This window comes from Streptomyces sp. NPDC001832, assembly GCF_040297265.1.
GTDB lineage: Bacteria > Actinomycetota > Actinomycetes > Streptomycetales > Streptomycetaceae > Streptomyces.
The window spans coordinates 1-8,205 of the sequence record NZ_JBEOYU010000078.1; the positions used below are offsets into that span (position 1 = coordinate 1).

The following is an 8,205-nucleotide window of genomic DNA, read 5'->3' on the forward strand; positions in this document are numbered from 1 at the left end:
TTGCGTTTCCGACTCTATCAGACTCTTTCGTGTCCGATTCCCGGTCGAAGCGGCCCCCTGCGGAGCAGGAGAATTTTTACTGCGCTTTCCAGTTCTTCGCTTTCGCGATTCCCTTTCCAGCGGCTCCAACCTTACCAGACTCTTTCCGTTCCGTTTCCGGTCCGAATTTGAATTCAGGTGGCCGTTGGAGTGGCCTTGCCTTTCGGCTGACTCGACTTTACCAGAAGCATTCAGCCGAGCTAATCGGCTACATGATTCGGAATAAAAGAATCAATGGCTCTGCGGAAATTCAATTTCCGGTGAGAGCGGAGAACACACTAACCGTTGAGCTCGGACCTGTCCAGTCCGACGCAACCGTTAGAATCTACCTCCCCTGGTCGACCATGTCAACGGTCTCTCCAGGCGAAGAGGAGACTACCAGGTCAGCGGGGTCGTACGCACATCAGGCAGCGACCGGGAGCTCGGCGCTGCGTTCCGCAGGATCGACGTCGCCCCGATCGCCTGCTTGCACTGCTCGGTCGCCCAGGATGTAGACGTACGCAAGGAAGGCCAGCTCGGCCGCGATGCCGATGGTGATGCGCCCCCATGTCGGGAGATCGGAGGGGGTGACGAAGCCTTCGATGGCGCCCGAGACGAACAGGACCAGGGCAAGATGGCCATGCCGATCAAAGGCCGGCCCTCTTGGGCAAGGGCTGAGCGGCGGGTGCGCGGGCCCGGGTCGATGACCGTCCAGCCCAGGCGCAGGCCGTACCCGCTGCGACAAAGACAGCAGTGAGTTCGAGCAGGCCGTGCGGCAGAAGCAGCCCCAGGAAGGTGTCGAGTCGGCCGGCTCAGGACATCAGGCCGATGCCGACGCCAAGGTTGAGCACGTTGACGAAGAGGATCCAGATCAACGGGATGCCGAGGAACGCGCCCAGGACCAGGCACATGGCTGCGGTCTGGCCTCCCGGCCGACCAGAGCCGACTGGACCTCCGGATGCGTGCCGATCCACCAGCCGATGACTGCGGCCAGCAACGTGGAGAGTACAGCCGTGGGTATCCACCAGTGCCTGGATCGGTGGACGGCAGCGGGGAAGCCGGCAGTCAGAAAGCGGGCGGCGTCACGCCAGGAGGCTCGGCGTGTACCTGTGACCGCGGATCGGGCACGGGCCACGAGCTGGGTGAGGCACGCGGTGAGCATCGGGTCCGGGGCGCTGGACTGGAGGAGGGAGTCGCGTTCGAACGTGTCGGTGTTCAAGAACCAGCCGACCCGACCACCTGTCTGATCTCCGATACGGGCCTCCTGCCCACTGGTCACAGCCCTGGCCAGGAGCACAGCGGTTTCCCGCGCGCCCGGCGGAGCGACCACCACCCACCGCTTGCCCTCGTCGATCCGGGTGTCATCCAGGAGCTCGAACCCGACGACGTCCGGTAGAAGGGGACGGCCTCGTCGTAGTCACGCACGACAACGGTCACCAGTCCGAGATGAGTCATCACGCGATGATGCCTGCGAGCCGTACAGACGCACCATCCCAACCCGGCAAACCTTCCCGGTCACGCGCTAGCCAGGCGAAGGTGGGGACTCCAAATCTTCGAGCTCGATCCCGGGGGCCGACAGGACCACGTCGCCAGCGATGTAAATGGTGTGCTGCTCGCCGGTGTCCAGGGCGCTGACCTGGTATTCGTACACCGTCAGAGGGCCGTTGTCAGTGGCGTGCGCTTCACTGTTCACCAGGGCCCAGGACTGGTCGACGGTGCGGGGGGCGAGGACCGGGTCCGTGAAGGCGATCAGGCGGACGCGGGTCGTGGGGGAATCGGGGGTGAGGCGCAGCAGTCGTGAGGTCGCGATGAGGAATGCGGGGGATGTGCCGGTGAAGGCGTGGGCGCGCACATTGCCTTCGGTGGCATGGGTGCCGGTCGGGTCGGTACGGACCCAGGTGACGCCCTCGAGGGCGGCGCCGCGGACCTGCCAGCTCGCGGCGTGGAGTTCGAGGCGGATGGGGCGGCCCAGTTCGTCGAGGGTGAGGTCGACGGAGCCGAGGTGGCTGCCAGAAGGGGCGGTGGTCTGGGAGACGTAGCGCCAGCCGGAAGGTCCGGGGGCGCACTGAAAGTGTTCTTCGCCGAGGAGGGTGTGATCGTGAAGATCATGGAGCGAATATCGGCCGCGGGGCATGGGGTCCTTCGAGGTTCCTCGGGCTGAGAGGCTTTCGGGTGGCCTCCGATCGGAAAGCGGACGCGGTCTGGTGCGTGCGATTCCAAGGCGCCGGAATGTCTCGGATGGGGCCTCCCCTGCTGCTTGAGAGCTTGGGGAAGGAGCTACCAGGAAATTTCGGCAACGGAGGAAGCGTGCGTGCCAGGGCGTGGCCACCCGCTCAGAGGTCACCCGACAGCCTCTGAACGGGTGCGGTACGGCGCAGGCCCCCGACACGGGGGTGCGGGGGCCTGCGCTCGCAGCTGCTGCTGAGGCTGCTCGGTCTGTCAGCGGCCGGTCGTCACTGACCGGTCACGTGCGCGGTCGCTGACGGCCGGGATCAGTAGCGGTAGTGGTCGGGCTTGTACGGGCCTTCGACCTCGACGCCGATGTAGGCGGCCTGCTCGGGGCGGAGTGTCGTCAGCTTCACGCCGAGCGCGTCGAGGTGGAGACGGGCGACCTTCTCGTCCAGGTGCTTGGGCAGCACGTAGACGTCGGTCGGGTACTCCTCGGGCTTGGTGTACAGCTCGATCTGGGCCAGGGTCTGGTCCGCGAACGAGTTGGACATCACGAACGAGGGGTGGCCAGTGGCGTTGCCCAGGTTCAGCAGGCGGCCCTCGGACAGCACGATGAGGACCTTGCCGTCGGGGAACGTCCAGGTGTGGACCTGCGGCTTGACCTCGTCCTTGACAATGCCGTCGATCTTCGCCAGGCCTGCCATGTCGATCTCGTTGTCGAAGTGGCCGATGTTACCGACGATGGCCTGGTGCTTCATCCTGGCCATGTCGGCGGCCATGATGATGTCCTTGTTGCCCGTCGTGGTGACGAAGATGTCGGCCTTGTCGACGACCTCGTCGAGCGTGGTCACCTGGTAGCCGTCCATCGCCGCCTGCAGCGCGCAGATGGGGTCGATCTCGGTGATGATCACGCGGGCGCCCTGGCCGCGCAGCGACTCCGCGCAGCCCTTGCCGACATCGCCGTAGCCGCAGACGACTGCGGTCTTGCCGCCGATGAGGACGTCGGTGGCGCGGTTGATGCCGTCGATCAGGGAGTGGCGGCAGCCGTACTTGTTGTCGAACTTCGACTTGGTGACCGCGTCGTTGACGTTGATCGCCGGGAACAGGAGGGTGCCGTCGCGGTGCATCTCGTACAGCCGGTGCACACCGGTCGTGGTCTCTTCGGTGACACCGCGGATCTCGGACGCCAGCTGGGTCCATTTCTGCGGGGACTCGCCGAGGGTGCGGTTCAGCAGGGCGAGGATGTGACCGTATTCCTCGCTGTCCGCAGTCGACGGGTCCGGGGCCGCGCCAGCCTTCTCGAACTCGACGCCCTTGTGGACGAGGAGGGTGGCGTCACCACCGTCGTCGAGGATCATGTTCGGGCCGCCGGTGGGGGTGTTCGGCCAGGTCAGGGCCTGCTCCGTGCACCACCAGTACTCTTCGAGCGTCTCGCCCTTCCAGGCGAAGACCGGGACGCCCGCGGGGGCGTCCGGGGTGCCGTTCGGGCCGACGGCGATGGCCGCGGCGGCGTGGTCCTGGGTGGAGAAGATGTTGCAGGAGGCCCAGCGGACCTGGGCGCCGAGGGCGACCAGGGTCTCGATCAGCACGGCCGTCTGCACGGTCATGTGCAACGAACCGGTGATGCGGGCGCCGGCCAGCGGCTGCGCGGCGGCGTACTCCTTGCGGATCGACATCAGGCCGGGCATCTCGTGCTCGGCGAGGGTGATCTCCTTGCGGCCGAACGCCGCGAGGGAGAGGTCGGCGACCTTGAAGTCCTGTCGATTGGCAATCGTCGTCATAACGGGCTGCTCCTCGTGATGGGTGTCGAGGTGGGCACGGCTGGCTCTGCGGTGGCGGGCACACGAATGCCCGGGCGCTCGCAGCGCAGTCCGTCGGAGGCCCTCTCTCCCTCGGCCGGTCCGCGCATACGGACCGATCGACCGCCATCAGCAGCGACGTCTGACACTGCCGTCGAATCTACACCGATCGGCCCAGTGGCTCCCAGCCCGCCCGGGACGGGGAGTGGCTGGGAGGGCTTACCGGGAGCGGGCGGAGCGCTTTTCAGGGGCGGTTGGGAGGTGTACGCGGGTGGGTCAGTGGCCGGAATCCGTCGGGGTGTCCGGGGCTCCCCCGGGAGTCGTGCGGGGAGCGTTGTCGGGGGCTCCGCCTGGGGTCTTGCCGGGGTTGGCGCCGGCTGCGGCGGCGGCCTCACTGTAGATGTCCGGTTCCAGATAGATGACCCGGGCGATCGGGACGGCTGCGCGGATGCGGGTCTCGGCGTCGTTGATGGCGTTGGCCACTTCGGTGGCCGTGTTGTCGTGCTGCACCGCGATCTTGGCGGCGACCAGCAGCTCTTCCGGGCCGAGGTGGAGCGTACGCATGTGGATGAGGGCGGTGACCGTCTCGCCGTCGACGACCGCGGCCTTGATCTTCTCGACCTGGTCGGTGCCGGCGGCCTCGCCGAGCAGCAGGGACTTCGTCTCGGCGGCGAGGACGATCGCGATGACAATCAGCAGGACGCCGATGCAGAGGGTGCCGATTCCGTCCCAGACGCCGTTGCCGGTCCCGAGGGCCAGGCCGACACCTGCGAGGGCGAGGATCAGGCCGATCAGAGCGCCGAAGTCCTCCAGGAGGACGACGGGGAGCTCGGGGGCCTTCGCGCGGCGGATGAACTCCTTCCAGGAGAGCGATCCGCGCGTCTGGTTGGACTCCTTTATGGCCGTACGGAAGGAGAAGCCCTCGGCGATGATCGCGAAGACCAGCACGCCGACCGGCCAGTACCAGGCCTCGATCTCGTGCGGGTGCTTGATCTTCTCGTAGCCCTCGTACACCGCGAACATGCCACCGACCGAGAACAGCACGATGGAGACGAGGAAGGCGTAGATGTAGCGCTCGCGGCCGTAGCCGAAGGGGTGCTGGGGGGTGGCCTCGCGCTGGGCCTTCTTGCCGCCGAGCAGCAGCAGGCCCTGGTTGCCCGAGTCCGCGAGCGAGTGGACGCTCTCCGCGAGCATCGACGACGAGCCACTGAACAGGAACGCCACGAATTTGGCCACTGCGATCGCGAGGTTGGCGCCGAGTGCTGCCACGATCGCCTTGGTTCCGCCTGACGCACTCATGGGTGCCTGGTGTCCCTTCTTGGATGCTGCGGCCCTGGCGCCGCGGTACGGCCGGACATTGTTGCAGCCGCTGATGCGGACGGTACTTCAGGCCACCACTGTGGCGCGGAAGAGAGTTCCCGTACCGGACGCTTCGACCTTCTCGCCGGAGGGGACGAAGACCGAGGCCCCAGGTGTGAGACCGAGCGTGCCGGCCTTCGGGGCACCCGCGGTGCAGAGCAGGATCTGCGGGGCGTCCCGGGTCAGGTCGACGGGGTCGGCACCGGGCGACAGATCGAAGCGCGAGAGCCGGAATTCCTCCACGGGTGTCTCGTAGAGCTCCTCGCCGGACGGGGACGCCTCGGGGCGCAGGACGCCGGGGTCGGTCGCCTCGAAGCGGACGATGCGCAGGAGTTCGGGCACGTCAATGTGTTTGGGCGTGAGTCCGCAGCGCAGCACGTTGTCCGAGTTGGCCATGATCTCCACGCCGAGGCCGTCGAGGTAGGCGTGCGGAACGCCCGCACCGAGGAACAGGGCTTCGCCGGGCTGGAGTTCTACGTAGTTCAGCAGCATCGCCGCGATGACACCGGGGTCGCCGGGGAAGTGGTGGGCGATCCGGGCGTACGGGGCGTGGGTGCCGCCGAGGCGTTCAGCGGCAGCGGCCGCCTGGTTCGCCGTCTCGGCCATCTCCGCCGGGTCGGCGCTGAGGATCGCGGTGAGGACCTCCCGCAGGGCTGCCTCCTCGGGGTGGGCGCCGAGGAGGTCGACGTACGGCTTGAGGGAGTCGACGCCGAGAGCCGCCATCGACTCGGCCGCCTCGGTGGGCCTGCGGAAGCCGCACAGGCCGGCGAAGGGGGTGAGCGCGCAGATCAGCTCGGGCTTGTGGTTCGCGTCCTTGTACGTGCGATGGGGTGCGTCGATCGGGACGGATCGGCGCTCCTCGTCCTCGTACCCCCGCTTTGCCTGTGCGAGGTCGGGGTGGACCTGGAGGGAGAGCGGGGCGCCCGCGGCGAGCAGTTTGAGAAGGAAGGGCAGGCGGGGGCCGAACTTCTCGACGGTGGGCCGGCCCAGTTCGTGCTCCGGGGCGGCGGAGATGACGTCGGTGAGGGGCTGCTCGCGGCCCGCCTCTCCGGTGCTGGATATACGGGTGAGGCGGGAGGGGGCTCCGGGGTGGGCGCCCATCCACATCTCGGCCTGGGGTTCGCCGGTGGGGGCGATGCCGAGCAGCTCGGGGATGGCCGTGGTGGAGCCCCAGGCGTAAGGGCGCACGGTGTTGGAGAGCCGGTCCATGAGTTCGTCCTCGTGAGATGCGTGGATCGGGGTGGTCAGGGGGCGGTCAGGCGCGGGCCGCCGACGCGAGTGCCAGGTAGACGGCGGCGAAGTCGGTGACCGCGAGGAGTTCGGCGAGGGCTTCGAGCTCGGTGCCCTCGTCCGGTTCGAGTTCGCTGATCGCCGTGCCGTGGCCGAGGGCCAGTTCGCGGGCGGCGGGCCCGGCGCTCAGGCCCCCGGTGGTGCGGTCGCGGAGCAGTACGACGCGGGCGTGCAGGGTCTCCGGCTCGTCGACCCGGTCGCGGAAGAAGTCGTCGGGGTCGGCCCCGGCGGCGAATGTGCCCGCCAGCAGTGCGCCGTGAGCGGGAAGCGCCTCGGGGAGCTCGGCGGCGAGCGCCGGACAACCGGACAGCTCGGCCAGGACGGCAGCGAATCTGCGTCCGACCGGGCCTGCGGCGTCGCCCTCCGTCCAGATGAGGGGCAGGCTGTCGGTGAGTTCGGCAGCGAGGGTCTTGGCCGGGTTGTTGTACGTGGCGATGGCCGGACCGCAGTGTTCCGCGGTGCGGTCGAGGCGGTCGGCGACGCCCTGCAGCGCCTCGGCGGGCGCGGTAACCAGGCCGACCCGGTCGAGCAGCGCGAGCAGCGGGGTGAACAGGGCCCAGAGAGTGCCGGGGCCGGCGGCCGACGTCTCGGCGTCGTACTCACCGTGCGGGGCGGAGGCCATCGGTACGACGAGTCCGTGCGCCCCGCCGATGGCCTCGCGCAGCGGTGATTGGCGGGGGGCGACGGCGACGACGCTGCAGCCGCGGCGGTACGCCTGTTCGGCGAGGAGGGAGAGGCCCGGCTCGGAACCGTCGGCCGTGACGATGAGCAGCAGGTCCACGGAGCCGGCCCAGCCGGGCAGCGTCCAGCGCATCGCGCCCGCGGCGGGGGCGACCCCGGTGGGGTGGATGCGGGTGACGGGCGCGCAGGCGCCTGCCAGGGCGGTGATCAGGTCGGCGACGCCGGACGCGGCGGTGCCGGAGCCCGCGACAAGTACGGCGCGGGGGCGGCCTTCCGGGTTCAGTCCGGCGATCCCGGCCTCCGCCGCGTGCAGGGCGGCGGTACGGACCCGGGCCCCGGCCTCGGCGGCGCCGCGGAGCAGGCCGCGGCGGTCGGCTCGGGCCAGGGCTTCCGGGGCGTCGAGCAGCGACTCGTCGAGCATGGGGACGGTCCTCCGATCACGTGCTGATCACCGTGCGGGGTGCGGATGCCGCTACGCGGGGCGGCGCGCCTCGTCGACGAGGAGGACAGGGATACCGTCCCGTACCGGGTAGGCCAGGCCGCAATCCGTGCCGGTGCAGACCAGCTCGGGGCTGTCGGCTGCCGACCGGTCGTCGAGCGGAGAGTGGCAGGCCGGGCAGGCGAGGATCTCCAGAAGGCCGGCTTCGAGCGGCATGGGGTGAGTCCCTTCAAGCATTCGAACAAGCGATTCGGGTTCGCGCGGATCGGGCGACATCAGCCTACCGCCGGGGTGGGGGGACGCGGCCCGGGCCGGGGTGGGGTGGCGGTGGGAGCCTGCGGCGGGCCTGTTCCCCTAGACCGACCGGCAAATGGGGGGCGGCGTCGCGGGGCTGGGCACGCACATCTGCCGCGTTGTCGTCAATCACCAACGCGCCTTCCCCAAACTCTC

Annotated in this window: 7 protein-coding genes and 1 pseudogene; all 8 read right to left on the reverse strand. The window is 68.9% G+C overall.

Annotation, left to right across the window (positions count from 1 at the left end):
* Positions 1-442: 442 nt before the first annotated feature.
* A pseudogene (locus ABT115_RS30440) lies at positions 443-1,210 on the reverse strand (stage II sporulation protein M); the annotation flags it as partial.
* 83 nt (positions 1,211-1,293) lie between these two features.
* On the reverse strand, positions 1,294-1,473 hold the full coding sequence (locus ABT115_RS30445) for a hypothetical protein (protein ID WP_351796633.1): 180 nt from the start codon (positions 1,471-1,473) through the stop codon (positions 1,294-1,296).
* 67 nt (positions 1,474-1,540) lie between these two features.
* Positions 1,541-2,152, reverse strand: coding sequence for a hypothetical protein (locus ABT115_RS30450; protein WP_351796636.1), 612 nt, complete (start codon positions 2,150-2,152; stop codon positions 1,541-1,543).
* A 358-nt stretch (positions 2,153-2,510) separates the two neighbouring features.
* Positions 2,511-3,968, reverse strand: coding sequence for an adenosylhomocysteinase (gene ahcY, locus ABT115_RS30455; protein ID WP_351796638.1), 1,458 nt, complete (start codon positions 3,966-3,968; stop codon positions 2,511-2,513).
* Between the two features lie 294 nt (positions 3,969-4,262).
* On the reverse strand, positions 4,263-5,285 hold the full coding sequence (locus tag ABT115_RS30460; protein ID WP_351796641.1) for a cation diffusion facilitator family transporter: 1,023 nt from the start codon (positions 5,283-5,285) through the stop codon (positions 4,263-4,265).
* Positions 5,286-5,372: 87 nt separating this feature from the next.
* Complete coding sequence (gene manA / locus ABT115_RS30465; RefSeq protein WP_351796644.1) at positions 5,373-6,554, reverse strand: mannose-6-phosphate isomerase, class I; 1,182 nt, start codon at positions 6,552-6,554, stop codon at positions 5,373-5,375.
* A gap of 46 nt (positions 6,555-6,600) precedes the next feature.
* Positions 6,601-7,737, reverse strand: coding sequence for an SIS domain-containing protein (locus ABT115_RS30470; protein WP_351796646.1), 1,137 nt, complete (start codon positions 7,735-7,737; stop codon positions 6,601-6,603).
* Between the two features lie 51 nt (positions 7,738-7,788).
* Positions 7,789-7,971 (reverse strand): Trm112 family protein, encoded by a 183-nt coding sequence (locus ABT115_RS30475; RefSeq protein WP_030927015.1) that lies wholly within the window; start codon positions 7,969-7,971, stop codon positions 7,789-7,791.
* Positions 7,972-8,205 lie beyond the last annotated feature (234 nt).